20 protein-coding genes and 1 pseudogene are annotated in these 25,451 nt (G+C 69.1%); 10 read left to right on the forward strand and 11 right to left on the reverse strand.

What is annotated here, in order from left to right; translation table 11 throughout:
- Window positions 1-25: 25 nt before the first annotated feature.
- The 4 genes and pseudogenes from A5730_RS08365 to A5730_RS08375 form a co-directional block, all read right to left on the reverse strand.
- Complete coding sequence (locus A5730_RS08365; RefSeq protein ID WP_067898176.1) at window positions 26-571, reverse strand: DUF1003 domain-containing protein; 546 nt, start codon at window positions 569-571, stop codon at window positions 26-28.
- Complete coding sequence (locus A5730_RS25395; RefSeq protein WP_369829861.1) at window positions 568-1,401, reverse strand: magnesium transporter MgtE N-terminal domain-containing protein; 834 nt, start codon at window positions 1,399-1,401, stop codon at window positions 568-570. The genes A5730_RS08365 and A5730_RS25395 overlap by 4 nt, the downstream gene beginning before the upstream one ends.
- Window positions 1,389-1,433 (reverse strand): annotated as a pseudogene (locus A5730_RS25400) (hypothetical protein); the annotation flags it as partial. The gene A5730_RS25395 and the pseudogene A5730_RS25400, both read right to left, overlap by 13 nt.
- 492 nt (window positions 1,434-1,925) lie before the next feature.
- Window positions 1,926-2,534 (reverse strand): DUF4190 domain-containing protein, encoded by a 609-nt coding sequence (locus A5730_RS08375; protein WP_067898182.1) that lies wholly within the window; start codon window positions 2,532-2,534, stop codon window positions 1,926-1,928.
- 161 nt (window positions 2,535-2,695) lie between these two features.
- Here A5730_RS08375 and A5730_RS08380 point away from each other — a divergent pair, with 161 nt between their 5' ends.
- Genes A5730_RS08380 through A5730_RS08405 form a run of 6 tightly spaced genes read left to right on the forward strand, consistent with a single transcriptional unit; the run spans window position 2,696 to window position 8,175 of the window.
- Entirely contained in the window at window positions 2,696-3,217 is a 522-nt protein-coding gene (locus tag A5730_RS08380) for a general stress protein (protein WP_067898185.1), read from the forward strand.
- Between the two features lie 49 nt (window positions 3,218-3,266).
- Window positions 3,267-4,649: an extracellular solute-binding protein gene (locus A5730_RS08385; RefSeq protein WP_156745735.1), complete on the forward strand. Its 1,383-nt coding sequence runs from the start codon at window positions 3,267-3,269 to the stop codon at window positions 4,647-4,649.
- Window positions 4,650-4,660: 11 nt separating this feature from the next.
- Window positions 4,661-5,578, forward strand: a complete 918-nt coding sequence (locus A5730_RS08390; protein WP_067898293.1) for a carbohydrate ABC transporter permease — start codon at window positions 4,661-4,663, stop codon at window positions 5,576-5,578.
- On the forward strand, window positions 5,568-6,407 hold the full coding sequence (locus tag A5730_RS08395) for a carbohydrate ABC transporter permease (RefSeq protein ID WP_067898191.1): 840 nt from the start codon (window positions 5,568-5,570) through the stop codon (window positions 6,405-6,407). The genes A5730_RS08390 and A5730_RS08395 overlap by 11 nt, the downstream gene beginning before the upstream one ends.
- A gap of 5 nt (window positions 6,408-6,412) precedes the next feature.
- Window positions 6,413-7,585 (forward strand): ABC transporter ATP-binding protein, encoded by a 1,173-nt coding sequence (locus A5730_RS08400; RefSeq protein ID WP_067898194.1) that lies wholly within the window; start codon window positions 6,413-6,415, stop codon window positions 7,583-7,585.
- Complete coding sequence (locus A5730_RS08405; RefSeq protein ID WP_067898197.1) at window positions 7,582-8,175, forward strand: suppressor of fused domain protein; 594 nt, start codon at window positions 7,582-7,584, stop codon at window positions 8,173-8,175. Before A5730_RS08400 ends, A5730_RS08405 begins: the two co-directional genes overlap by 4 nt.
- Before the next feature lie 106 nt (window positions 8,176-8,281).
- Here A5730_RS08405 and corA read toward each other — a convergent pair whose 3' ends face one another.
- Window positions 8,282-9,385: a magnesium/cobalt transporter CorA gene (corA, locus tag A5730_RS08410; protein WP_067898295.1), complete on the reverse strand. Its 1,104-nt coding sequence runs from the start codon at window positions 9,383-9,385 to the stop codon at window positions 8,282-8,284.
- 167 nt (window positions 9,386-9,552) lie between these two features.
- On the opposite strand from corA, the gene A5730_RS08415 reads away from it, so the two are divergent.
- Genes A5730_RS08415 through A5730_RS08425 form a run of 3 tightly spaced genes read left to right on the forward strand, consistent with a single transcriptional unit; the run spans window position 9,553 to window position 12,649 of the window.
- On the forward strand, window positions 9,553-10,542 hold the full coding sequence (locus A5730_RS08415) for a malate dehydrogenase (protein WP_067898200.1): 990 nt from the start codon (window positions 9,553-9,555) through the stop codon (window positions 10,540-10,542).
- Window positions 10,543-10,583: 41 nt separating this feature from the next.
- On the forward strand, window positions 10,584-11,783 hold the full coding sequence (locus tag A5730_RS08420; protein WP_067898203.1) for an NADP-dependent malic enzyme: 1,200 nt from the start codon (window positions 10,584-10,586) through the stop codon (window positions 11,781-11,783).
- Window positions 11,780-12,649, forward strand: coding sequence for a glycine betaine ABC transporter substrate-binding protein (locus tag A5730_RS08425; RefSeq protein ID WP_067898206.1), 870 nt, complete (start codon window positions 11,780-11,782; stop codon window positions 12,647-12,649). The genes A5730_RS08420 and A5730_RS08425 overlap by 4 nt, the downstream gene beginning before the upstream one ends.
- Before the next feature lie 15 nt (window positions 12,650-12,664).
- Here the strand turns inward: A5730_RS08425 and A5730_RS08430 are convergent, their stop codons facing one another.
- From A5730_RS08430 to A5730_RS08445, 4 genes are all read right to left on the reverse strand, one after another.
- On the reverse strand, window positions 12,665-13,516 hold the full coding sequence (locus A5730_RS08430) for an SDR family oxidoreductase (RefSeq protein ID WP_067898210.1): 852 nt from the start codon (window positions 13,514-13,516) through the stop codon (window positions 12,665-12,667).
- A gap of 67 nt (window positions 13,517-13,583) precedes the next feature.
- Window positions 13,584-14,411, reverse strand: coding sequence for an SDR family oxidoreductase (locus A5730_RS08435; RefSeq protein ID WP_067898213.1), 828 nt, complete (start codon window positions 14,409-14,411; stop codon window positions 13,584-13,586).
- Window positions 14,412-14,491: 80 nt separating this feature from the next.
- Entirely contained in the window at window positions 14,492-18,196 is a 3,705-nt protein-coding gene (locus tag A5730_RS08440) for a multifunctional oxoglutarate decarboxylase/oxoglutarate dehydrogenase thiamine pyrophosphate-binding subunit/dihydrolipoyllysine-residue succinyltransferase subunit (protein ID WP_067898216.1), read from the reverse strand.
- Between the two features lie 192 nt (window positions 18,197-18,388).
- Window positions 18,389-19,168, reverse strand: coding sequence for a hypothetical protein (locus tag A5730_RS08445; RefSeq protein WP_067898219.1), 780 nt, complete (start codon window positions 19,166-19,168; stop codon window positions 18,389-18,391).
- Between the two features lie 204 nt (window positions 19,169-19,372).
- Between A5730_RS08445 and A5730_RS08450 the strand changes: the two genes are divergently transcribed.
- Window positions 19,373-21,301 (forward strand): MFS transporter, encoded by a 1,929-nt coding sequence (locus A5730_RS08450; protein ID WP_067898222.1) that lies wholly within the window; start codon window positions 19,373-19,375, stop codon window positions 21,299-21,301.
- A 10-nt stretch (window positions 21,302-21,311) separates the two neighbouring features.
- Here the strand turns inward: A5730_RS08450 and A5730_RS08455 are convergent, their stop codons facing one another.
- Complete coding sequence (locus tag A5730_RS08455; RefSeq protein WP_067898225.1) at window positions 21,312-24,719, reverse strand: TM0106 family RecB-like putative nuclease; 3,408 nt, start codon at window positions 24,717-24,719, stop codon at window positions 21,312-21,314.
- Between the two features lie 44 nt (window positions 24,720-24,763).
- Window positions 24,764-25,360, reverse strand: a complete 597-nt coding sequence (locus tag A5730_RS08460) for an LppP/LprE family lipoprotein (protein ID WP_067898228.1) — start codon at window positions 25,358-25,360, stop codon at window positions 24,764-24,766.
- Window positions 25,361-25,451 lie beyond the last annotated feature (91 nt).

The raw sequence follows: 25,451 nt of genomic DNA on the forward strand, positions 1-25,451 counted from the left end.
GTGGCGCAATGGTCTGAACTGGTTCTCAGCCCGATTTCTTAGTCGCGCGGTCCACGCCGTCGCCGCCCTGGACCCCCTCGGCGCCGTCGGATTCGGGGTCCAACCGGGCCAGCAGCGAGCGCAGATCCTCCAGCTCATGGCGCAGATATTCGCGGGTCACGACCTCGCCGACCGCCAGCCGCACGGCCGCGAGCTCGCGGGCCAGAAACTCGGTGTCGGCCTTGGTCTGCGCCGCGCGATGACGATCCTGTTCGAGCGCCACCCGGTCCCGGTTTTCCTGACGATTCTGGGCGAGCAGGATCAGCGGCGCCGCGTAGGCGGCCTGCGTGGAGAAGGCCAGGTTGAGCAGGATGAAGGGGTAGGGGTCCCAGCGCAACCCCACGGCGAACAGGTTCACCGCGATCCAGACGAACACGATGACCGTCTGCACCAGCAGGTAGCGGCCGGTGCCGAAGAACCGCGCGATGGACTCGGTGATCTGGCCGACGGCCTCGGGGTCCAGGCGCGGCGAGTATCTGCGCGACGTCCGCGGGGTGGAAAGCAGCCGGCGCGGTGCCGGGGACTTGCTCACGCGGATCCTCCCAGTTCGTCGAGCCGCCCGGCGGCGTCGAGCGCCTGCATGTCCACCCGCCAGTCGTGCGGCAACAGGTGATCGAGCAGGTCGTCCACCGTGACCGCGCCCAGCAGGTGGTTCTGATCATCGAGCACTGGTCCGCACACCAGGTTGTAGGCCGCCAGGTAGCGGGTCACCGCCGCCAGCGGGGTCTCCGGCGTCAGCGTGAGCAGGTCGGTGTCCACGATGCCACCGACCAGTTCCGCCGGTGCCTCGCGGAGCAGCCGTTGCAGTTGCACACAGCCCAGGTACCGGCCGGTGGGCGTCGCCGTGGGCGGGCGCACCACGAACACCATGGACGACAGGGCGGGGGTGAGGTCGGGGTCACGGACGCGGGCCAGCGCCTCGGCGACGGACGTGTCGGGCGTCAGCACCACCGGATCCGAGGTCATCAGCCCGCCCGCCGTGTCCGGCGAGTGCGCCAGCAGGCGCCGGACCGGCGCCGAATCGTCCGGGTCCATCCGGGTCAGCAGCATCTCGGCGTCCGTCGGGTTCAGCACGCCGAGCAGGTCGGCGGCGTCGTCGGGATCCATCTCCTCGAGGACGTCGGCCGAGCGTTCCGTGCCCAGCTCGGAGAGCACGTCGGCCTGGTCCAGTTCGGGCAGCTCCTGCAGCACGTCCGCCAGCCGGTCGTCGTCGAGCGCCTTGAGCACCTCGTAGCGGCGCTTGGGCGGCAGGCCGCGGATGGCGTCGGCCACGTCGACGGCCTTCCAGCCCTCGAACTGATCCAGCAGCTGCGCCACGCCCTGACCCGGCAGCGCCAGCGCCGACGGGCTCAGGCCTTGCACGTGATACCAATCCACGACGTGCACGGGGCCGCGTCGCCCCAGCCGCCGCTGGCTGCGGACGGCGACCCGGCTCACCATCCAGTCGCGGGTGCGGGTTTGTTCGATCCCGAGGTCGGTGACGACGACGTCCAGGCCGGCCAGTTCGGGCAGCGCGGGATCGTTGACCTTGACCTGCGTGTCGAGCACCTGGCCGATCGCCAGCACTTCACCGGGGCGCTGTTCGAAGTGGCGCAGGGAGACGCTGCCGGTGTTGAGGGTGACGGCCTCCGGCTCGATCGCGGCGACCCGAAGCATCGGGATGAAGATGCTGCGCCGCGTCGCCAGGTCGACGACCAATCCCAGCACGCGCGGTTGTTGGCGCACGATGCTGATGCTGACCACGACATCGCGGACCCGCCCGAAGGATTCGCCGAGCGGACCCAGCACCAACATCCGCGAGAGCCGGGCGATGTAGACCCTGTTGACCGATGCCATGGGGGAGAGCCTAGGCAGCCGCGCTCGGTACGGCAGATGCTGGGATGCGGCTAACGCGAGTGCATCGCGAACAGGAAGACGATCGTGGTGACCACCAAGGTCGCGACGCCGATGACGATGCCGGCCACCGCCAGGCCGTAGCCGTCCTGCTGGGTCCGCCGAATCTGGTTGATCGCGACCGCGCCGAGCACGATCGCCACAATCGAGCCGACGCAGCAGCAGAACACGCCGGTGAACGACGTGACGAGCGAGGCGATCGCGAGCTTGTTCGTGCCCGGTTTGACGCCGCTCGGGGTGCCATAGCCGCCCAGGTAGTCCGGGGCGGGGTAGTAGCCGCCCGGATACTGCGGCGGCCCGTAGCCGCCCGCCGGCCCTCCGAATTGTGACGGGCCCGGCTGGTAGGGCGCGCCATAACCCGGTGGCTGGTCATAGCCGGGCGGTGGCCCGTATCCGGCTGGGGGCGGCGGGTATTGGCCCGCGTAGCCGGGTTGGTACTCGATGGGGTAACCCGGGGGCGGATACGCCGGGGGCGGGTAGTCCGGCGCCGGCGGTTCCCACGCGGCCCCCGGCTGGTCCGGGGCCCCGCTGCCGCCGGCGGACGAGGGTTTGGCCTGGTCGTCGTGGGCGGGGTCGCCGAAGCCGTCGCCGGGCGCTGTCATGGTGTTCAACCTAGCCGATGCCGCGTTGGCCGACCGGCGGCGAACCGCCGCGCGTCGCACGGCCCATCCGGGGGCGATGACGGCTTTGTTTGTGCAGGTCGCTGGCTAGGCTAGGAGGTCCGAGATGTGGCATCGGCCAGGGCGGAGGAGAATGAGCACCAATGACTAGTCCTTTCCAGCCCGGTCAAGTCCCCGGCGCCACGCCCACGGGCGCGGCGGGCCGCCGCGCGCCCGGGCTGCCGACGCCGCCCAAGGGTTGGCCGGTCGGGTCCTATCCCACCTACGCCGAGGCGCAGCGCGCCGTCGACTACCTCTCCGAGCAGGAGTTCCCGGTCCAGCAGGTCACCATCGTCGGCGTCGACCTGATGCAGGTGGAGCGGGTCACCGGCCGGCTGACCTGGGCCAAGGTGCTCGGTGGTGGCGTGCTGAGCGGGGCCTGGCTGGGTCTGTTCATCGGATTGGTACTCGGCTTCTTCAGCCCGAATCCCTGGGCCGCGCTGGCCACCGGCCTGGTGGCCGGCGTCTTCTTCGGGTTGATTACCTCCGCCGTCCCCTACGCGATGGCCCGCGGCACAAGGGATTTCAGCTCGACCATGCAGCTGGTGGCCGGCCGCTATGACGTGCTCTGCGATCCGCAGAACGCGGAGAGGGCACGGGACCTGTTGGCGCGCTTGGCGATTTGAGGCCGCGCGCGAGAGGTGTGACCCAGTGGTGAATCGTCGTGCGCGCCGGATGGGCGTCATCGGGCTGGCGGCGGTCACCATCACGGCGGCGGCGACGGCCTGCGGGTCCGCCGGCAACGGGTTGGTGATCAGTTTCTTCACCCCGTCCACCGATTCGACCGTATTCACCGCCGTCGCCCAGGAGTGCAGCAAGCAACTGGGGGGCCGGTTCGCCATCCAGCACGTGAGCCTGCCGCGGGGGCCCGGCGAGCAGCGGGTGCAGCTGGCGCGGCGCCTGAGCGCACACGACCGCGGGCTGGACGTGATGGCGCTGGACGTGGTGTGGACCGCGGAGTTCGCCGAGGCCGGATGGGCGCTGCCGCTCTCGGATGACCCCGCCGGCCTTGCCGACGCCGACGCCGCCGCTGACACCCTCCCGGGTCCGTTGGCGACGGCCCGCTGGAAGCACAAGCTGTATGGCGCACCCGTCGCAACTAACACGGAATTGCTTTGGTATCGAACGGATTTGGTGAGTCAACCGCCCCAGGACTGGGACGCGATGGTGACCGAGGCCGGCCGGTTGCACGCCGAGGGCCAGCCGGCCTGGATCGCCGTGCAGGCGAACGAGGGCGAGGGCCTGGTGGTGTGGTTCAACACGCTGCTGGTCAGCGGTGGCGGTGCGGTGCTTTCCGAGGACGGCCGCCGGGTCACCTTGACCGACACACCCGCGCACCGGGCCGCGACCGTCAACGCGCTGCGTATCCTCAAGTCGGTGGCCGCCGCCCCGGGGGCGGACCCGTCGATCACCCGGACCGACGAGGGCACGGCGCGCCTGGCGGTCGAACAGGGCAAGGCCGCACTGGAAGTCAACTGGCCGTACGTGCTGGCGTCGATGCTGGAGAACGCGGTGAAGGGCGGCGTCCCCTTCCTGCCGCTGAACCGGGATCCGGGCCTGGCCGGCAGCATCAACGACGTCGGCACGTTCGTGCCCAGCGACGAGCAATACCGGATCGCCTACGACGCCAGCCGAAAGGTGTTCGGTTTCGCGCCGTATCCCGGTGTGGCGCCGGACCGGCCGGCCAAGGTGACGATCGGCGGACTGAACCTGGCCGTCGCCAGCACCACCCGCCACCGCGCGGAGGCGTTCGAAGCGGTGCGCTGCCTGCGCAGCGTGCAGAGCCAGAAGTACGTGTCGATGGAGGGTGGCCTGCCCGCGGTGCGGACGTCGTTGTACTCCGACCCGCAATTTCAGGCCAAGTACCCCATGCACGCGGTCATCCGCCGGCAACTCACCTATGCCGCCGTTCGGCCGGCGACGCCGGTTTACCAGGCGTTGTCGCTGCGGCTGTCGGCGGCGCTGAGCCCCATCACCGATATCGACCCGGAGCGGACGGCCGACGAGCTCGCCACGCAGGCGCAGAAGGCCATCGACGGCAAGGGGCTGTTGCCGTGACCGCCACGGCCGTGGAGCCGCATGAGGCCGCCGTCGCCCCCGCCACCCGCAGCCGAAACCGGTTGTCGGAGCGGCGGCTTGCCTTCCTGCTCGTCGCGCCGGCGGCGACTCTCATGCTGGCGGTGACGGCCTACCCCATCGGCTACGCGGTATGGCTGAGCCTGCAGCGCAACAACCTCGCCACCCCCGACGACACCGCGTTCGTCGGATTGACCAACTACCAAACGGTTTTGACCGACCGCTATTGGTGGACCGCGCTGGCCGTCACGCTGGGCATCGCGGCCGTCTCGGTGTCCGCCGAATTCGTGCTCGGCCTGGCGCTGGCGTTGGTGATGCACCGCACCCTGGTGGGCAAGGGCCTGGTGCGCACCGCGGTGCTGGTGCCGTACGGCATCGTCACGGTGGTCGCGTCGTACAGCTGGTATTACGCGTGGACGCCCGGAACCGGTTATCTGGCCAACCTTTTGCCGCACGGCAGTGCGCCGCTGACCCAGCAGATTCCGTCGCTGGGCATCGTGGTGCTCGCGGAGGTGTGGAAGACCACGCCGTTCATGTCGCTGCTGTTGCTGGCCGGCCTGGCGTTGGTGCCAGAGGACTTGCTCAAGGCCGCCCAGGTCGACGGGGCCGGGGCGTGGCGGCGGCTGGCGCGCATCACCCTGCCGATCATCAAGCCGGCCGTCGTGGTTGCGCTGCTGTTCCGCACGCTGGACGCCTTCCGCATCTTCGACAACATCTACGTGCTGACCGCGGGCGCCAACAACACCGACTCGGTGTCAATCCTGGGCTACAACAACTTGTTCAAGGGCTTCAATGTCGGGCTGGGGTCGGCGATCAGCGTGCTGATCTTCCTCTGTGTCGGGATCATCGCACTGGTCTACATCAAGGTTTTCGGCGCGGCGGCGCCCGGCGGTGACCTCGATGGCCGTTAACGGGGTAGGCGCCCGGCGCGCCGCGGTCTGGGCGGTCGTCGACACGGTGGTCGTCGTGTACGCACTCCTTCCGGTGCTGTGGATCTTCAGCCTTTCGCTCAAGCCGACGTCAACGGTCAAGGACGGCAAGCTCATTCCGTCGTCGGTGTCCTTCGAGAACTACCGGGGCATCTTCCGCGGTGACCTGTTCAGTTCGGCGCTGGTCAACTCGATCGGGATCGGGCTGATCACGACCGCGATCGCGGTGGCGCTCGGTGCGATGGCGGCGTACGCGATTGCCCGGCTGAGCTTTCCGGGCAAGCGGGTGTTGATCGGCGCCACCCTGCTGGTCACCATGTTCCCCGCGATCTCGCTGGTCACCCCGTTGTTCAACATCGAACGCTTCGTCGGCCTGTTCGACACCTGGCCGGGCCTGATCCTGCCCTACATCACGTTCGCGCTGCCGCTTGCCATCTACACGCTGTCGGCGTTCTTCCGGGAGATTCCGTGGGACCTGGAGAAGGCGGCCAAAATGGACGGCGCCACACCGGCCCAGGCCTTCCGCAAGGTGATCGTCCCGCTGGCGGCGCCCGGGGTGGTGGCCGCGGCGATCCTGGTGTTCATCTTCGCCTGGAACGACCTGCTGCTGGCGCTGTCGCTGACGGCCACCAAGGCGGCGATCACCGCGCCCGTGGCGATCGCGAACTTCGGTGGCAGTTCGCAATTCGAGGATCCCACCGGGTCGATCGCGGCCGGCGCCATCGTGATCACGGTCCCGATCATCTTGTTTGTTCTAATCTTCCAACGACGAATCATCGCCGGGTTGACCTCTGGCGCGGTGAAGGGATAGCTGCGATGGCCGAGATTGTGCTGGACCACGTCAGCAAGAGCTACCCGGACGGCGCCGTGGCGGTGAAGGATCTCAGCATCACCATCGCCGACGGCGAGTTCCTCATCCTGGTCGGGCCGTCGGGCTGCGGCAAGACCACGACGCTGAACATGATTGCCGGCCTTGAGGACATCTCGTCGGGGGAGCTGCGCATCGGCGGCGAGCGGGTCAACGAGAAGGCGCCCAAGGACCGCGAAATCGCGATGGTCTTCCAGTCGTACGCGCTCTACCCCCACATGACCGTGCGGCAGAACATCGCGTTCCCGCTGACTCTGGCGAAGATGAAGAAGGCGGAGATCGCACGCAAGGTGGAGGAGACCGCCAAAACCCTTGACCTGACCGAACTCCTGGACCGCAAGCCGTCCCAATTGTCCGGCGGGCAGCGACAGCGGGTGGCGATGGGCCGGGCGATCGTGCGCCACCCCAAGGCCTTCCTGATGGACGAGCCGCTGTCCAACCTGGACGCCAAGCTGCGCGTCCAGATGCGTGGCGAGATCGCCCGGCTGCAAAAGCGGCTCGGCACCACGACGGTCTACGTCACCCACGACCAGACCGAGGCCATGACGCTGGGCGACCGGGTGGTGGTCATGCACGGTGGCGTCGCGCAGCAGATCGGCGCGCCGGACGAGCTTTACGAGCACCCGGCCAACCTGTTCGTCGCGGGCTTCATCGGCTCGCCGGCCATGAATTTCTTCCCGGCCACGTTGACGCCCGTCGGGCTGACGCTGCCCTTCGGGGAGGTGATGCTGGCGCCGGAAGTTCAGGCGGCAATCGCGAGGCACCCCGCCCCGGAGGACGTCATCGTCGGGGTGCGGCCCGAACATCTCCAGGACGCCGCACTGATCGACGGCTACCAGCGCATCAGGGCGCTCGTCTTCGAGGTGAAGGTCGACTTGGTCGAGTCGCTGGGCGCCGACAAGTTCGTCTACTTCTCCACCTCCGGGTGGGCCGCGCAATCCGCGCAGCTCGACGAGCTGGCCGCCGAGGCCGACGCGCACCAAAACCAGTTTGTGGCAAGGGTTCCCGCGGAATCCAAAGCGGCGATGGGACAGTCGATCGAGCTGGCGTTCGACACCACGAAGCTGACCGTCTTCGACGCGCGCTCCGGCGTGAACCTGACCAACGCCGGGGAGCCGTGAGCCCCGTCCTGGATCGGGTGCGCGCCCACCTGCACCGCCACTTCGCCGACGCGCAGCCCGATTCGGCGAGCGTGACGTTCCTGGGCACCGAACCGATCGAGGTGTTGCGTTTCCGCGGCAGCGGAGGGGTGGTCCGTTACGTGTCGCTGGGCTGTTCGCGCTATCCGATGACCGACCCGACGCAGATCGTCGATGACCAGACGCGCGGCCCGCGCGCCGAAGTCGTGCTCAGCCTGCGCGACCCGGGACCGGTCACCGGCATCGCCCGCAGCCTCGCGGTCCTGGCCGCGACCCCGGCGGTCGAGGGCCTGGTGTTGACCGCCGACGCGTTGGTCGATCTCGGCTCACCGCTGTGGGCGGCGTCCGCCGGGCCGGTGCCGTTCACCGCGGTGTTGTTGGGGCCCAACAACATCGACGACCTGCCACTGGAACCGCCCCGCGATCCGGTGCAATTCCTCTCGGCGACCCCGATCACCGCGACGGAAGCGGCTTGGGTGCGGTTGAAGGGCGCCGAGGCCATGCGCCAGGCGTGGCAGAACGACGGCGTGGACGTGTTGAACCCGAATCGCCCTGCCGCACAACCACGTTGACGCGACCGGGCGTGCGGCCACGGCCTCGAGCGTGCGCCCAGGGCGGGAAAATCGCGAAATCCTCGCCGTGGAGACACGCTCGAATCCCGAGGCGCACACCGAAAGCCTAGAGCCAGTTGTTGCGCCGGAATTGGAAGTACAGGGCCAGGCAGGCCAGCGTCATCGCGGCCATGATTCCCGGGTAACCCCAGGTCCAGTTCAACTCGGGCATGAAATGGAAGTTCATCCCGTAGATGGCGGCGACCATGGTGGGCACCGCCAAAATACCGGCCCAGGCGGCCATCTTGCGCATGTCGTTGTTCTGCTGCATCCCGACGCGGGCCAGCGCCGCCTGGATCAGCGAGTTGAGCATGTCGTCGTAGCTGGTGATCTGGTCCGCGGCCTGGGATTGGTGGTCGGAGACGTCGCGCAGATAGCGCCGCACCTCCTTGGAGATGAGGTCCTTGTTCTCCACCTGAATCCGATGGAACGCCACCGACAGCGGGCTGACGCACCGGCGCAGCTCGACGACCTCACGCTTGAGCAGATAGATCGGCTCGACGTCGATCTTGCTGCCCGGCGCGAACGCGACCTCCTCGATGCTGTCGATATCGGACTCGATCAGGCTGCTCACCTCGAGGTAGCGGTCCACCACGTCGTCGGCGATCGCGTGCATCACCGCGAACGGGCCCAGCCGCAGCTGCTCGGGATCGGCGTCCATCCGCTTGCGCACCTCGGACAGGCCGCCGTGCTCGCCGTGGCGCACGGTGATCACAAAATCCTTGCCGACGAAGACCATGATCTCGCCGGTCTCCACGATCTGGCGGGCCTTGACCACCGATTCGTGCGGGACATAGGTGACCGTCTTGAGGACAAAGAACACCGTCTCGTCGTAGCGCTCCAGCTTGGGGCGTTGGTGTGCGCACACGGCGTCTTCCACCGCCAGCGGGTGCATCCCGAAAAGGTCCGCGACTTCCTGCATCTCAGCTTGGTCGGGTTCGCGCAGCCCGACCCACACGAACGCGTCCTGGCCGAGCGCCTCCATCTCGCGCACCTTGTCGCGGGCCTCGGCGTAGCTGAACTTGCCGGGCAGCCGGTGGCCGTCGGCGTAGACGGCGCAGTCGACCAACGTTTCGTGCGTGGCCTGGGGCTGGGGGTCCGGCTGCGGCGGCTGCGGCTCGTGCGCGAGGGGCCGAAGCGCTTCGGGCAATGCGTCAAAGCCCTGGAACACATCCACCTCCGATCGCAGCGCAGGTCTGGACGAGCGGTGCTCCATGCTACGCGTCCCGTCTCCCCGAAGCGTGACGATCCGGCCGGAGGTTGGCGGCCGAGCAGGGTGCGCTAGTTTCGTGCCGAGACCCGAATCTGCATGACTATCTCCACAAGGAGTATTTCGACGTGAGCGCAAGTCCTCTCAAGGTTGCCGTCACCGGCGCCGCCGGCCAGATCGGCTACAGCCTGTTGTTCCGCCTGGCGAGCGGTTCGCTGCTCGGGCCCGACCGCCCGATCGAGCTGCGCCTGCTCGAGATCGAGCCGGCGCTCAAGGCGCTCGAGGGCGTCGTGATGGAGCTCGACGACTGCGCGTTCCCGCTGCTGGCCGGGGTCGAGATCGGCGCGGACGCCAACAAGATCTTCGACGGCGTCAACCTGGCCCTGCTGGTCGGCGCGCGGCCGCGCGGCCCGGGCATGGAGCGCAGCGACCTGCTGGAGGCCAACGGCGCGATTTTCACCGCGCAGGGCAAGGCGCTGAACTCCGTCGCCGCCGACAACGTCCGCATCGGCGTGACCGGTAACCCGGCCAACACCAACGCGTTGATCGCGCTGAGCAACGCCCCGGACATCCCCAAGGAGCGGTTCTCGGCGCTGACCCGCCTGGACCACAACCGGGCGATTTCGCAGCTGGCCCGCAAGACCGGCGCCAAGGTCACCGACATCAAAAAGATGACGATCTGGGGCAACCACTCCGCCACCCAGTACCCCGACATCTTCCACGCCGAGGTCGGCGGCAAGAACGCGGCGGAGGTCGTGAACGACCAGGACTGGATCGAGAACGACTTCATCCCGACCGTGGCCAAGCGCGGCGCGGCGATCATCGACGCGCGCGGCGCCTCCTCGGCCGCCTCGGCGGCGTCGGCCACCGTGGACGCCGCCCGCTCCTGGCTGCTGGGCAGCCCGGACGGCGACTGGGTGTCGATGGCGGTCTATTCCGACGGCTCCTATGGCGTGCCCGAGGGCATCGTGTCGTCGTTCCCCGTGACCACCAAGGACGGCGACTGGTCGATCGTGCAGGGGCTGGACATCGACGACTTCTCCCGCGGCCGCATCGACAAGACCACCGCGGAGCTGGTCGACGAGCGCAAAGCGGTGACCGAGCTGGGTCTCATCTGACCCATTAGGTCTACTAACCGGTAGTCAGTACCCTGAAGCGCGTGTCCGAGTTGATTGAATCGATACAGACGCGCGCCGAAGCCGGCGCGATCACCGATGCGGAGATCTTCGAGGCACACGTAGGCGGCAAGCTTTCGGTAGGCCCGACGGCCCCCCTGGACACCCAGCGCGCGTTGTCGATCGCCTACACGCCCGGCGTTGCGCAGGTCAGTCGCGCGATCGCCGCCGACCCCAGCCACGCCGCCCGGTACACGTGGGCGAACCGGTTGGTCGCCGTCGTCAGCGACGGCAGCGCCGTGCTGGGCCTCGGCGACATCGGGCCGGCCGCGTCGCTGCCGGTGATGGAGGGCAAGTGCGCCCTGTTTCAGGCGTATGGCGGCCTGAACGCGATCCCGATCGTGCTGGACACCAAGGACCCCGACGAAATCGTCGAAACCCTGGTGCGGTTGCGCCCGACCTTCGGCGCCGTCAACCTCGAGGACATCTCGGCGCCGCGTTGTTTCGACATCGAGCGCCGAGTGATCGAGGCGCTGGACTGCCCGGTGATGCACGACGACCAGCACGGCACGGCGATCGTCGCGTTGGCCGCGCTGATGGGCGCCACCAAGTTGCTCGGCCGCGACATGACGTCGCTGCGGGTGGCGGTCTCGGGCGCCGGGGCCGCCGGCGTCGCGTGCACGAATCTCCTTCTGGCGATGGGTGTTTCGGACATCACCGTGGTCGACTCGCGCGGCATCCTGCACCCCGGGCGCGCCGACATGAACAGCGTGAAGAGCGTGCTCGCGCAGCGCACGAACCCCGACGGCCTGACCGGCAGCATGGCGGAAGCGCTGCGCGGCGCCGACCTGTTCCTCGGGGTGTCGGGCGGCGTGGTGCCCGAGGAGATGATCGCCACCATGGCGCCCGACGCGATCGTGTTCGCGCTGTCCAACCCCGACCCGGAGATCCACCCGCAGGTGGCCGCCAGGTACGCGGCGGTGGTGGCCACCGGGCGCAGCGACTTCCCGAACCAGATCAACAACGTGCTGGCCTTCCCCGGCGTCTTCCGCGGGGCGCTGGACGCGGGGGCGCGCCGGATCACCGAGAAGATGATGGTGGCCGCGGCCGAGGCGATCTTCTCGGTGGTCAGCGACGACCTGGCCCCCGACCGGATCGTTCCCAGCCCGCTGGACCTGCGCGTCGGGCACGCGGTCGCCACGGCGGTGGCCCTGGCCGCCGAGCCCGCAGACATCGCGGGGTGAGAACCGGCTGGCTGGCGGCGCCGCTGCTCGCCGCCCTGCTCGCGGTGGCCGGCTGCGGGGCCGACGGCGGTGACCACGGCCCCCGACCGGAATTGGTGGTCGGTTCGGCGAGGGACCCCGAGTCCGCGCTGCTGGCCGGCGTCTACGTCGCGGCGCTGCGGTCCTACGGTTTCGCGGCGCGCGCCGAGAGCGCGGACGATCCGATGGCGCGCCTGGACTCGGGCGCGTTCACCGTTGTGCCCGCCCTGACCGGCCGCACGCTGCAGAGCCTGCAGCCCGGCGCGACGGCCATGTCCGACGCCGACGTCTACCGCGCGATGGTGGCCGCGCTGCCCGAGGGCGTCGCGGCGGGCGACTACACGACGGCCGCCGAGGACAAGCCGGTGCTGTTGGTGACCGGCGCCACCGCCAAGGCCTGGGGCGGCAGCGACGTCAGCGCGGACTTGAGCACGCTGCCGAAGCACTGCGGCGGCCTGAGTCTCGGCACCGTCAGCGGGCGCCGCGCCCCGTCGGCCGTCGGCAGCTGCCGGCTGCCCGACGCGCGCGAATTCCCAGACGACACAACGATGTTCGCCGCGGTGCGGGTCGGCCAGTTGACCGCGGGGTGGACGACCACCGCCGACCCGGGCCTGCCCACCGACCTGGTCACGCTCGTTGACGGCAAGCCGGCGTTGATACGCGCCGAGAACGTGGTGCCGCTGTATCGCCGCAACGCGCTGGCCGATCGGCAACTGCTGGCCATCAACGAGGTGGCCGGCGTGCTGGACACCGCGGCCCTGGTCGACATGCGCCGCCAGGTGGCCGGTGGGGCCGATCCGCAGGCGGTGGCCGGCGGCTGGCTGGCGGAACACCCGCTGGGGCGTTGAGCCTGGGGCGTTGAGTCAGCGCTTGGGCAGCAGCCGCGCGACGGCGTGCTTCACCCGGCCCATGACCGGCCCGCTCATCAGCCGCTCGGGCCTCGAACCCGTCAACCGCACCACCAGGTCCATGGCCTTGACGTCCGGCCCGACCAACACCCGGGCCTTGTTCTTGAGCACCCCGGCCAGGATGAGCTGAGCCGCTCGCGTCGGCGTGGTCTTGGCCTGCTGCTCCTCGAACATCTCCGCAAAGGTGTCCTGGTCGAGCCCCTCGGCGAAGATGGCGTTGCGGGCGAACCCGGTCTGCACGCCGCCGGGGTGCACCGTCGTCACCCGCACGGGATGACCGGCCGCCATCATCTCCAGTCGCAGCGCCTCGGTGAAGCCCCGGACGGCGAACTTGGCCGAGACGTATGCCGCCTGACCGGGCGCCGCGAACAGGCCGAGCGCGCTCGAGATGTTGATGACGTGGCCGTCGCCGGATGCGATCAGGTGGGGCAGAAACGCTTTGGTGCCGTTGACCACGCCCCAGTAGTCGACGTCCATCACCCGTTCGATGTCCTTGAATCGGGTGTCTTCGATGGACCCGACGAACGTGATGCCGGCGTTGTTGTAGATCTGATTGACCTGACCGAAGTGGTCCCTGACCGTGTCCGCGTACGCGAGGAATTCCTCGCGCTCGGTCACGTCGAGCCGGTCGGCTTTGACCGGCACGCCGAGGGCATGCAATTGCTCCTCGGTCTGTGCCAATCCTTCGATGTCGACGTCGCTGATTGCCAGCTTCGCCCCGGCTCGGCCCAGCTCCAGCGCCAAGGCCTGACCTATCCCCGATCCCCCGCCCGTGACGACGGCAACTTTGCCGGCGAACCCTTCCATATGGACTCCTAGTGGCGGCGTGCTGGGTCAGGCTATCGGTTAACCACCGTCCGTGCCACGCCGGGGTTCACTGCTTGGGCATCAGCCGGCCCATGACCGGGCCGAACAGCTGCTGATAGTAGGGGCCGGCCACCCGCACCATCACGTCCAGGAGCTTGGCGTCCGTGCCGACCAGCACCCGGGCCTTCTTCTTGCGGACCGCGTCCAAGATGACCTCGGCGGCGCGTTTCGGGCTGGTCCTGGCGAGCCGCTTGTCGAACAGCTTGGCCAGTTGTTCGGGGTCGAGTCCCTCGGCGGCGGTGGCGTTGCGGGCGATCGCGGTCTTGATGCCGCCGGGGTGCACGGTCGTCACCGCCACCGGGTGCCCGGCCGCCGCCATCTCCTGTCGCAGCGCCTCGGTGAATCCCCGGACCGCGAACTTGGCCGCGTTGTACGCCGCCTGGCCCGGCACCGAGAAGAGCCCGAACACGCTGGAGACGTTGATGACGTGACCGTCGCCGGAGGCGATCAGGTGCGGCAGGAACGCCTTGGTGCCGTTGACGACGCCCCAGAAGTCGACGTCCATCACCCGCTCGATGTCCTTAAAGTGGCTGACTTCGACATCGCCGGTGTAGGCGATGCCGGCGTTGTTGTAGACCTGGTTCACCTTGCCGAAGTGTTCCTTGACCTCGTCGGCGTAGGCCAAGAACGCCTCGCGCTCGGTCACGTCGAGCCGGTCCGCCTTGACCTCGGCCCCGATCGCCTTCAACTGCGCCTCGGTCTCCGCCAGGCCCTCGACGTCGACGTCGCTGATCGCGACCTTGGCGCCCGAGCGGGCCAGCTCGATGGCCAGCGCCTGCCCGATACCCGAACCCGCACCCGTTACCACGGCGACCTTGCCGGCGAACCCTTGCATGCGCACCCTTCCCTATGTCTGGTTGCGTCGAGGCTAGCCGGTACCGACGGTCCGACGTACGCGTGGGTCAGGACCTGCGATCAGCGGAACGCGGTGTCGAGGATCTCCTGCTGCTCGACGGCATGCACCTTCGACGACCCCGACGACGGGGCCGACATGGCCCGCCGCGAGATGCGCTTGAGCCCGGTCAGCTTGTCGGGCAGCAGCTCCGGCAGCTCCAGGCCGAACCGCGGCCACGCCCCCTGGTTGGCCGGCTCCTCCTGCACCCAGAAGAACTCCGTGGCGCCGGGGTAGCGGTCCAGCGTCTCGTTGAGCCGGCGCTTGGGCAGCGGGGCGAGCTGCTCGATGCGCACAATCGCGATGTCGTCGCGGTTGTCCTTGGCCTTGCGCGCCACCAGCTCGTAGTAGATCTTGCCGCTGGTCAGCAGGATGCGGGTGACCTTGCTACGGTCGCCGACGCCGTCCTCGTAGGTGGGCTCCTCGAGCACCGAGCGGAACTTGATCTCGGTGAAGTCCCTGATGTCGCTGACGGCGGCCTTGTTGCGCAGCATCGACTTCGGCGTGAACACGATCAGCGGCCGCTGAACACCGTCGAGGGCGTGCCGGCGCAGCAGGTGGAAATAGTTCGACGGCGTCGACGGCATCGCGATCGTCATCGAACCCTCCGCCCACAGCTGCAGGAAGCGTTCGATGCGGCCGGAGGTGTGGTCGGGGCCCTGCCCTTCGTGGCCGTGCGGCAGCAACAGCACCACGTTGGACAGCTGGCCCCACTTGGCCTCGCCGGAGCTGATGAACTCGTCGATGATCGACTGCGCGCCGTTGACGAAGTCGCCGAACTGCGCCTCCCACAGCACCAGGGCGTCCGGATTGCCCACGGTGTAGCCGTATTCGAAGCCGACGGCCGCGTACTCCGACAGCGGTGAGTCGTAGACCAGGAACTTGCCGCCGGTGGGGGTGCCGTCGGCGTTCGTCGCCAGCAGCTGCAGCGGCGTGAACTCCTCGCCGGTGTGGCGGTCGATGATCACCGAATGCCGCTGGGAGAACGTGCCGCGGCGGGTGTCCTGGCCCGACAGCCGGACCAGCTTGCCCTCGGCCACCAGCGAACCCAGCGCCAGCAGTTCGCCGAAGGCCCAGTCGATCTTGCCCTCGTAGGCCATCTCGCGGCGCTTTTCCAGCACCGGCTGCACCCGCGGGTGCGCGCTGAAGCCCTCCGGCAGGGCCAGGAACGCGTCACCGATGCGGGACAGCAGCGCCTTGTCCACCGCGGTGGCCAGGCCCGCCGGAAGCATCTGGTCGGCCTCCACGGATTCGCTGGGCTGTACGCCGTGCTTCTCCAGGTCGCGCACCTCGTTGAAGACCCGCTCCAGCTGGCCCTGGTAGTCGCGCAGCGCGTCCTCGGCCTCCTTCAGCGAGATGTCGCCGCGGCCGATCAGGGCTTCGGTGTAGCTCTTGCGGGCGCCGCGCTTGGTGTCGACGACGTCGTACATGTAGGGGTTGGTCATCGACGGGTCGTCGCCCTCGTTGTGCCCGCGCCGGCGGTAGCACAGCATGTCGATGACGACGTCCTTCTTGAACCGCTGCCGGAAGTCCACGGCCAAGCGCGCCACCCAGTCGCACGCCTCCGGGTCGTCGCCGTTGACGTGGAAGATCGGTGCGCCAATCATTTTCGCGACGTCGGTGCAGTACTCGCTGGACCGCGAGAACTCCGGCGCGGTGGTGAAGCCGATCTGGTTGTTCACGATGATGTGGATGGTGCCGCCGACGCGGTAGCCGGGCAGGTTCGCCAGGTTCAGCGTCTCGGCCACGACCCCCTGGCCGGCGAAGGCGGCGTCGCCGTGCAGCATCATCGGCATCACCGAGAAGCTCTTTCCGCCGTCGTCGTCCGCGCCCCTGTCGAGCAGGTCCTGCTTGGCCCGGACCAGCCCCTCCAGCACCGGGTCGACGGCTTCCAGGTGCGACGGATTGGCGGTCAGCGAAACCTGAATGTCGTTGTCGCCGAACATCTGTAGGTACACACCGGTGGCGCCCAGGTGGTACTTGACGTCGCCGGAGCCGTGGGCCTGCGATGGGTTGAGGTTGCCCTCGAACTCGGAAAAGATCTGCGAGTACGGTTTGCCGACGATGTTGGCCAGCACGTTGAGCCGGCCGCGGTGCGGCATCCCGATGACCACCTCGTCCAGGCCGTGCTCGGCGCACTGGTCGATCGCGGCATCCATCAGCGGGATGGTGCTTTCCGCGCCCTCCAGCGAGAACCGCTTCTGCCCAACGTATTTGGTTTGCAGGAAGGTCTCGAAGGCCTCCGCGGCGTTGAGCTTGCTCAGGATGTATTTCTGTTGCGCAACAGTCGGTTTGACGTGCTTGGTCTCGACGCGCTCCTCCAGCCATGCCGTCTGCTCGGGGTCGAGGATGTGGGTGTATTCCACGCCGATGTGGCGGCAGTAGGCGTCGCGCAGCAGGCCCAGCACGTCGCGCAGCTTCTTGTATTCGCAACCGGCGAAGCCGTTGACCTTGAACACCCGGTCGAGGTCCCACAGCGTCAGGTCGTGGTTGAGGATCTCCAGGTCGGGGTGGCTGCGGAACCGGCTGCCGTCCAACCGCAGCGGGTCGATGTCGGCCATCAGGTGACCGCGGTTGCGGTAGGCCGCGATCAGCTCCATCACCCGGGCGTTCTTGTCGACGATCGAGTCCGGGTTGTCGGTGCTCCAGCGCACCGGCAGGTAGGGGTTGCCCAGTTCGCGGAAGATCTCGTCCCAGAAGTCGTCCGAGAGCAGCATCTCGTGGATGGCGCGCAGGAAGTCGCCGGACTCCGCGCCCTGGATGATGCGGTGGTCGTAGGTCGAGGTCAGCGTGATCAGCTTGCCGATGCCCAGCTCGGCGATGCGCTCCGCGCTGGCGCCCTGGAATTCGGCGGGGTATTCCATGGCGCCGACGCCAATGATGGCGCCCTGGCCGCTCATCAGCCGCGGCACCGAGTGCACGGTGCCGATCGTGCCCGGGTTGGTCAGCGAAATCGTCACGCCCGCAAAGTCTTCGGCGGTCAGCTTGCCGTCGCGGGCGCGCCGCACGATGTCCTCGTAGGCGGAGACGAACTCCGCGAAGCGCATGGTCTCGCACTTCTTGATGCCGGCCACCACCAGCGAGCGTTTGCCGTCCTTGCCCTGCAGGTCGATCGCCAGCCCGAGGTTGGTGTGTGCCGGCGTGACCGCGGTGGGCTTGCCGTCGACCTCGGCGTAGTGCCGGTTCATGTTGGGGAACTGCTTGATCGCCTGCACCAGCGCGAACCCCAGCAGGTGGGTGAAGGAGATTTTGCCGCCGCGGGTGCGCTTGAGCTGATTGTTGATGACGATCCGGTTGTCGATCAGCAGCTTGGCCGGAACGGCGCGGACGCTGGTGGCGGTCGGCACGTCGAGCGAGGCGGACATGTTCTTGACGACGGCGGCCGCGGCGCCGCGCAGCGTCTGCAGCTCGTCGCCTTCGGCGGGCGGGGGAGTCGGGGCTTTCGGTCTGGCCGGCGCCGCGGCGGAGGCGCCGTTGCCGTCGCCGCCCGCCGGCGGGGCGGGCGCAGCGGTCTGGGCGACCGGTTGGGCGGGCTTTGCGGGCGGCGGGCTCGCGGCGGCCTGGCCGTCCCCGGCGCCGGATGTGGATTCGCCCGTGGACTCGGGGTTGTAGTCAACCAGGAACTCATGCCAGCTCGGATCGACCGACGAGGGGTCATCGCGGAACTTGCGGTACATCTCCTCGACCAGCCATTCGTTTTGCCCGAATGGTGAACTAATGTTGCTCACGACCGCCGTTCGCCTCAATTCCTCTGTCCTGCAAGCGCTTTCGCAGCTGCTGCGTGGCGCCTGTGCGTTTTCCGACCCCGGATTGTGGAGCATGTCACACCGCTGGCGATGCTCAACGTTTCCGCCCTATAAAGGCTAACCTTTCGCCGGCGATTCGCCAGGGAGACGGGGGTAGCACCCGATCGCCGTTCGCTAGCCGGCTTCGGGGAACGGCGGCACCAGGTGCAGCGCCCGCGGCCAGCGCACCGGTGGGGCGCCGAAGGCCCGGTTGGCGTTGCGGACGATCTTCCTGCCCGCGAAGTAGTTGCCGACGCCGCCGACCACGATGCCGATGCCCACCGGCAGCAGTTTGCCGAACATCAGGGCGCCGCGGCGCAGCGTGTACCGCTTGACCCACGACTTGAGCAGCCGAGAGTTCAGTCGCGACATCGACGACAGCGGGACCGCGGCCACGCTCTCGGAGATCCAGCCGCCGTTGGTGCGGGCCGGGCCGAACAGCTGGGTGACCGCCTCCTTGCTGTTGTCGCCGACCAGCACCGACAGCACCAGGGCGCGGCGCCGTTCGCGGTGGTCGGCGGGGATGTCGTGGACCACCGCGACGGCCAACACGAAGAACGCCGTGGCTTCCAGGAACGTCACCGTCTCCGCCGCGGCGGCCGACAGCGCGCTCAACGTGCCGATGCCGGGGATGGTCGCCGCGGCGCCCACCGCCATGCCGCTGGCCGTCACCATGCCCACGTAGCGCTTCTGCAGCTTGGCGATGATGTCGGCCGGCCCGCTGTTCGGGTGCGCGTTGCGCAGCCGGGTCACATAGGCCTCGGCCGCCGGGCCTTGGATTCGCGAGCTTCGCTCGATGACCTGGGCCAATGCCCGCGAGGACATCTTGGGCCGGCCGTTGGTGGGCGCAGGCGCCTGATCCGCGTGCGACATGCTAAAAAACCGGTTCGAAGACCGCTTCCGTCGGGCCCGCATCTTGCCTCTCCTGCAAATGGCGTCCTACCAGGCTAACGTGCCCGCCGCGCAACGCCGACCGAACATCAAACCTTCCCCGGTGCACCCCGGATGGAATCCGTGGCTGCCCCGCAGTGCCCCAGCGGCAATAATGCAGGCTGGATGTCTGTGACGGCCCGGGCCGGTCGACGCGGGCATCGTCGGGAGCTGAAACGAGGTGGGTAGATGACCACGGCGACGCCTTCGTCGCCCGGGGGGACCGGGCGCGCGGCGCCCAACCCAGCCCAGCTCACCACGCGCTGGAATTACCTCACCCAGAATTCGCCGCAGTCCCAGCGGCCCTGGAACGCGCTTTGGGCGATGATGATCGGCTTCTTCATGATCATGGTCGACTCGACCATCGTCGCTGTCGCGAACCCGACGATCATGACCAAGTTGCACATCGGCTACGACACGGTGATCTGGGTGACCAGCGCCTACCTGCTGGGTTATGCGGTCGTGCTGTTGGTGGCCGGGCGGCTCGGCGACCGATTCGGCCCCAAGAACATGTACCTGATCGGGCTGGTGGTGTTCACCCTTGCCTCGGTGTGGTGCGGGCTGTCGGGCAGCGCCGCCATGCTGATCGCCGCCCGGGTCGTGCAGGGCGTGGGCGCGGGGGTGCTCACGCCGCAGACCCTGTCGACGATCACCCGGATCTTCCCGCCGGAGCGGCGCGGCGTGGCGGTGAGCCTGTGGGGCGCCACCGCCGGCGTCGCCAGCCTGGTCGGCCCGCTGGCCGGCGGCGTGCTGGTCGACGGGCTGGGCTGGCAGTGGATCTTCTTCGTCAACGTCCCCATCGGCGTGCTGGGCCTCGCGCTGGCCTACTGGCTGGTCCCGGTGCTACCCACCCAGTCGCATCGGTTCGACCTGGTGGGGGTCGTGCTGTCGGGCGCGGGGACGTTCCTCATCGTGTTCGGGCTGCAGCAGGGCCAGGGCGCGCATTGGCAACCCTGGATCTGGGCGATGATCGTCGCCGGCATCGGGTTCATGACGGTGTTCGTGTTCTGGCAGTCGATGAACACCGACGAGCCGCTGATTCCCCTAGCGATATTCCGTGACCGCGATTTCGGGCTGTGCAACGTCGGGGTGGCCATCATCTCCTTCGCCGCGACGGCGATGATGCTGCCGCTGACGTTCTACGCGCAGGCCGTGTGCGGGCTGTCGCCGACCCGCTCGGCCCTGCTGATCGCGCCCATGGCGATCGCCAACGGCGTGTTCGCGCCCTTCGTCGGCAGGATGGTCGACAAATATCATCCGCGGCCGGTCCTGGGCTTCGGCTTCTCGGTGCTGGCGATCGCCCTGACCTGGCTGGCCTTCGAGATGTCGCCGGCCACGCCGATCTGGCGGCTGGTGCTGCCGTTCTTCGCCACGGGCGTCGGCATGGCGTTCGTGTGGTCGCCGCTGACCGCCACCGCCACCCGGAACCTGCCGCCGCGCCTGGCCGGCGCGGGATCGGCCGTCTACAACTCCGTCCGCCAGCTCGGCGCGGTGCTCGGCAGCGCGGGCATGGCCGCGTTCATGACGTCGCGCATCGGCGCCGAGATGCCGGCGCAGCCGGTACCCGGGGGCGAGGAGACGCCCAGCCTGCAGCTGCCCGAGTTCCTGCGCGACCCGTTCGCGTCCGCCATGTCGCAATCGGTGCTGCTGCCGGCCTTCATCGCGCTGTTCGGCATCATCGCCGCGCTGTTCCTGCTCGGGTTCGCGCGATCGGCCGTGGCCGGTGACCCGCACGTGGCCACCGACGTGGTGGACGACGACTACGACGACGACGAGTACGTCGAATTCATCCTCCTGCGCGAGCCCGAGGCGGCCGCGACGCGCGCTGCGTACGGCCGCCAACCCGGGGCCCCGGCCGATCCGGTCGCGCGCCCGCGCCCGGCGCCCCCAAGAGAGGGCCTGCGGGACGACCCGGCTCGGCCGGGTAAGCCAATCGGGTTCGCGCACAACGGCTCCCATGTGGACGGGCGGCAGCGCTTGCGTCCCGTCACCGAGCTCTCGGCTCGCGCCTACCGGCCCGCAGCGCCACCGCAACGGCCGAATGGCCTGCCGCGAGGCCCCCGTCGCGACGCCGACGACGAGCCGACCGGTTACGGTCGGCACTCGGCGGGCGGCTAGCGGCCGGTCGTCACGCCGGCTCCGTCAGCGCCAGGAATGCGCCCAGGTCGACCAGACCCGCCGGCGTGCTGGGCAGGTACTCGGTCAGCGACGCCGACCGCACGATGACCGCCGCATACTGCGCCCGGCTGATGGCCACGTTGAGCCGATTCCTGTTGAGCAGAAACGAGATTCCCCGCGGCACCACGTCCGCGGAAGAGGCGGTCATCGAGACGAACACCACCGGTGCCTGCCCGCCCTGGAACTTGTCCACGGTGCCCACCCGGACCCCGCCAAGGCCCGCGGCGGCCAACCGTTGGCGCAGGAGTGCCACCTGCGCGTTGTAGGGCGCCAGCACCAACACGTCGGAGGCGCTCAGCGGTCGCGTGCCGTGTTCGTCGGTCCAGCGCGCGCCGAGCAGCCGCCCGACCTCGGCGGCGACAGCGTCGGCCTCCTGCGGGCTCTCCGTCGAATTGCCGTGGTGCCAAACGGTCAGCGTGCGCACGCCGGGCGGGTATCCGGCGAGGCGCCGGGCCGCGGTGCAGTCGTGGGATTGCAGCCTGCCTTCATACGACAGCGCGGAGACCGCGGCGCAGACCGCGGGATGCATGCGGTACGAACAGTGCAGGAAGTAGCCGCGCTCATCGGGCAGGGTGCGCCGACCGTCGACCAGCCAGTCGAGCGCGGAGGTATCGACCGGGTCGGGGTGGGTGCCCTGGCTGACCTGTGGGAGCTGCTGGGGGTCGCCGAGCAGTAGCAGGTTGGCCGCCGACGGCGCCACGGCGACGGTGTTGGCCAGACAGAATTGGCCGGCCTCGTCGATCACCAGCAGGTCCAGGGCGCCCGGCGGCACCCGGTTGGCGTTGGCGAAATCCCATGCCGTGCCGCCCACCACGCAGCCCGGGGTGTCGGCGATGAACGCGCCGTAGGCGTTGCCGTCGATTTCCTGCCAGCGTGGGGCGCTGTGGTCGTTGCGCTTCTTGGCGACCCGCGCCGGGTCCAGCCCGGCGTCGATCACGCAGTCCAGCAGGTTCTCCACCGTGGCGTGCGATTGCGCGACCACGCCGACGCGCCAGCCGTGATCGGTGGTCAGCCGCCCGATCACGCGCGCGGCGGTGTGCGTCTTCCCGGTGCCCGGCGGCCCGTGCACCGCCAGGTACGACGAGTCCAGGTCCAGCACCGCGGCCGTGATGTCGGTGACGGCGTCGGAGCCTCGCGGCAGGGCGGAGCCGCTTCGCGTGCGGGGCGCGCGGCGCAGCAGGATGTCGAGCACGGCGCTGTGGGGTAGCCGGGGCAGGCCGGCCGCCACGGCGGCGGCGGTCGCCTCGATCGACTCCCGCAGCGCGGTCGTCGGAATCGGCGGGCCGGGGGTGAGCGCGAACGGCAGCTGGTGAAATGTCTTGCCGTCGTTGCCGACTCGTTCGACGATGGTCACCTCGGTGGGCAGCGCCGGATCGTCGGCCTCTAGCACGGTGGCGCGTCCGGCCGCCCGGCGGTCGGGATTGTCGGCCATGCCGGGCGGGGCCGGCGGGTCGTAGAGCGCGAAGACGTCGGCCGTCAGCTCGCCGCGTGCCAGCTCGCCGCGCAACCGCACCCGCCGCTGCGGCTTGCGCGCGCGGGGCGGTGTGTTCCAGTCGACGCTGACCGACGCGTGCTCGGCGACGAAGACGTTGGTGTCGTCCGCCCATTCCTCGATGGGGAAGTTCAGTCGGTCAAAGTGCGCCCACCAGAACGGTTTATCCTCGCGCCGGTGGTATCCGCGCGCCGCGGCCAGGAGCGCGACCGCCGTCTGTTCGGGCGTGCGCTCGCTCACCGCGGCATCGCCGGTGAACGTCGACAGGGTCACCGCCAGCCGGTCGCGGTCCTCGACGCTGTTGCCGTCCCGCACGGGCTGGGCGCCGATCGGCACAACGCCGGATTCGTAGGCGCGCAACATCAACCAGTTGCGCAGTTCCTGCGTTGAGCGGCAGTCGTAGTGGTTGTAGTCCTCGATCTCCTTGAGCACGGAGGCGGCCTCGTCGCAGCGGCCGTCCGCCCGCAGTTCGCAATAGCGGGCGTAGGAGGTGATCGAACCGGTGGCCGTGGTGACGTCGCCGGCCCGCAACTGCGCGCCCATGTAAAGCGGTTCGAGCGCCTTGAGGCTGAACGACTCCGCCCCCACTCGAATGCTCTTGCGCACCAAGGGGTAAAGGTCGACCAGCGTCCCGCTGCGCAGCAGCTCGTCGACCTGATCTTCGCCGACGCCGTAGCGGCCGGCGAGCCGCAACAACGCCGTCTTCTCGTACGGCGCGTAGTGGTAGATGTGCATGTTCGGCCGGCGCTTGCGCCGCTTGGCCACCATCGCCAGGAAATCGGTCAGGGCCTTGCGTTCGTCCGCCCGGTCGTGCGCCCACAACGGGCGAAAGGTGCCGGCCGGCCCCGCTTCCAAAACGCCGAACAGGTATTCCAGCCCCCATTCCCGCCCGTCGACGGTCCACAGCGGGTCACCCTCGAAGTCGAAGAACAAGTCGCCCGGATCCGGCTCGGGGAGCAGCGTCAGCGGCTGCGGATCGACGATCTCGTAGTGCGGGGTTCCGGTTTCGCGTTGGCGGACTTGGAGTTTCGCCTGGTCGGTCAATTTGCCGAGCGCGCTCGGCGCCAGGTCCGGCACAGCGCCGGTGTGCCGGGCCAGCTCGGCCACCGTGGTAATTCCGGCGTCGATCAGCTTGTCTCGCTGGGCCACTCGCATGCCCGCCACCAGCAATAGGTCATCGTGAGCCTGCAACTGCTCGGTGCACAGGGGGCAACGGAAACAGGCGCCCACGCCCTCGTCGTCCCAGCGCACCGCGGCGCCGCCGGCGTGGTGCTCGTCGAGGAGCCGCTGCAGCCGCGCGCGCTGGGAGCGGTAGACGGGAATGAGATCGTGCACGCGGTAGCGGGCGGCCGTGCCGTCGCCCAGGTGCAGTTCGGCCTCGGGCGCTACCGGGACACCCGAGGCGGCCAGCGCGTCGGCGTAGGCGGCCAGCTGCAACAACGCGGTGACGTTGGCCGAGCGGGCCAGCTTGGTGTCGACGACCCGGTAGCGCCCGTCGTCGCGCACCAGAAAGTCGGCGAAGCCGACGAAACGCCCGTCGAACATGGCGGCCTGGTAGACGGCGGGCGCGCCGGCGGCGATGGCCTTCCGGGTCGCCTCGGCCGCCGCCGCGAGGCCGGCGGGCGTGTAGGCCGGGCGGCCGATGATCGCGAGCCCGTCGCCGAACTGGGCGCGCAGCCGGTCCAATTCGCGTCGCTCGTGCTCGTTTCCAAGCAACGCGGTGCGGGCGAGCAGGTCGTCCTCGGCCGTGGCGGCGGACCCCCGGCCGAGCTTCGCGTCGAAATCCCGCAGCAGGGCGTACTCGCATCGCGCGGCGGCGGCGAGATCCGACGCGCTGTAGACGATGCAGTCGCCGGTGACGAACACAGCAGCAACTGTAGGGGAGGGGACCGACGCAAAGGCGGCTCCGGCTAGCGGCCCGGGGCGTTGCCGATCAGCTCGACGAAATTGCCGTTCCAGTGGAACCGCACGTCGGTGGTCAACCCGTTGATGCCGCTGGGGTAGGTCAGCGCCACCGTGTCGCCGGTGGTCTGCGCGGGGTCGACGCCACTGAACCCGTAGGTGTCGGGCACCCCCTGCGGGATGAACTGCCCGAGATGGAACAGCACCGCCCGGGTCGTCGGGTTCACGGCGTTGGTGTTGGCCTTGATGATCACCGCGGACAGCTGGGCGCACTGGTTGTAGTTGCCGGCCAGCGGTTCCGGGTTCCAGGGTTGTTGGCTGCGCGGGTCGCGCGGCAACTCGGAGACCGCCTTGGCGATGACGGGCGATGCGAGGTTGACCGCGCACGGGTCGGCCGGCGCGGCGACGCTGCCGGGCGGTGCGGCGGCGGACGGCTGGGCCGGGGCGGTGATGGACGGGGTCTCGCTGGTCGTCGTGGCCTGCGGCGTCTTAGCGACGGTGGAGTCTCCCGAACCACAGGCGGTCAACGTCATGGCGATCAACGCGACGGCGGCCGAGCCGGTCAGTGGCTCGGTACGGCAGGGTAGCGACCACACATCGCGCACCGTACCGTCATCGCGCGCGCGGGTGTGCCAGGCATGGCCGGGCCTCGCGCAACTGTGCTGATGATCACGGCGCGGTCACCACTAGACTCCA

This window comes from Mycobacterium sp. ACS4054, from assembly GCF_001667275.1.
Classification (GTDB): Bacteria; Actinomycetota; Actinomycetes; order Mycobacteriales; family Mycobacteriaceae; genus Mycobacterium.

Excerpts from the sequence above, each read along its gene's own strand:
- A5730_RS08375 (WP_067898182.1), bottom strand. The coding sequence starts at position 2,534 with ATGACAGCGCCCGGCGACGGCTTCGGCGACCCCGCCCACGACGACCAG.
- A5730_RS08380 (WP_067898185.1), top strand. The coding sequence starts at position 2,696 with ATGACTAGTCCTTTCCAGCCCGGTCAAGTCCCCGGCGCCACGCCCACG.
- A5730_RS08385 (WP_156745735.1), top strand. The coding sequence starts at position 3,267 with ATGGGCGTCATCGGGCTGGCGGCGGTCACCATCACGGCGGCGGCGACG.
- A5730_RS08395 (WP_067898191.1), top strand. The coding sequence starts at position 5,568 with ATGGCCGTTAACGGGGTAGGCGCCCGGCGCGCCGCGGTCTGGGCGGTC.
- A5730_RS08400 (WP_067898194.1), top strand. The coding sequence starts at position 6,413 with ATGGCCGAGATTGTGCTGGACCACGTCAGCAAGAGCTACCCGGACGGC.
- A5730_RS08430 (WP_067898210.1), bottom strand. The coding sequence starts at position 13,516 with ATGGAAGGGTTCGCCGGCAAAGTTGCCGTCGTCACGGGCGGGGGATCG.
- A5730_RS08435 (WP_067898213.1), bottom strand. The coding sequence starts at position 14,411 with ATGCAAGGGTTCGCCGGCAAGGTCGCCGTGGTAACGGGTGCGGGTTCG.
- A5730_RS08445 (WP_067898219.1), bottom strand. The coding sequence starts at position 19,168 with ATGCGGGCCCGACGGAAGCGGTCTTCGAACCGGTTTTTTAGCATGTCG.
- A5730_RS08450 (WP_067898222.1), top strand. The coding sequence starts at position 19,373 with ATGACCACGGCGACGCCTTCGTCGCCCGGGGGGACCGGGCGCGCGGCG.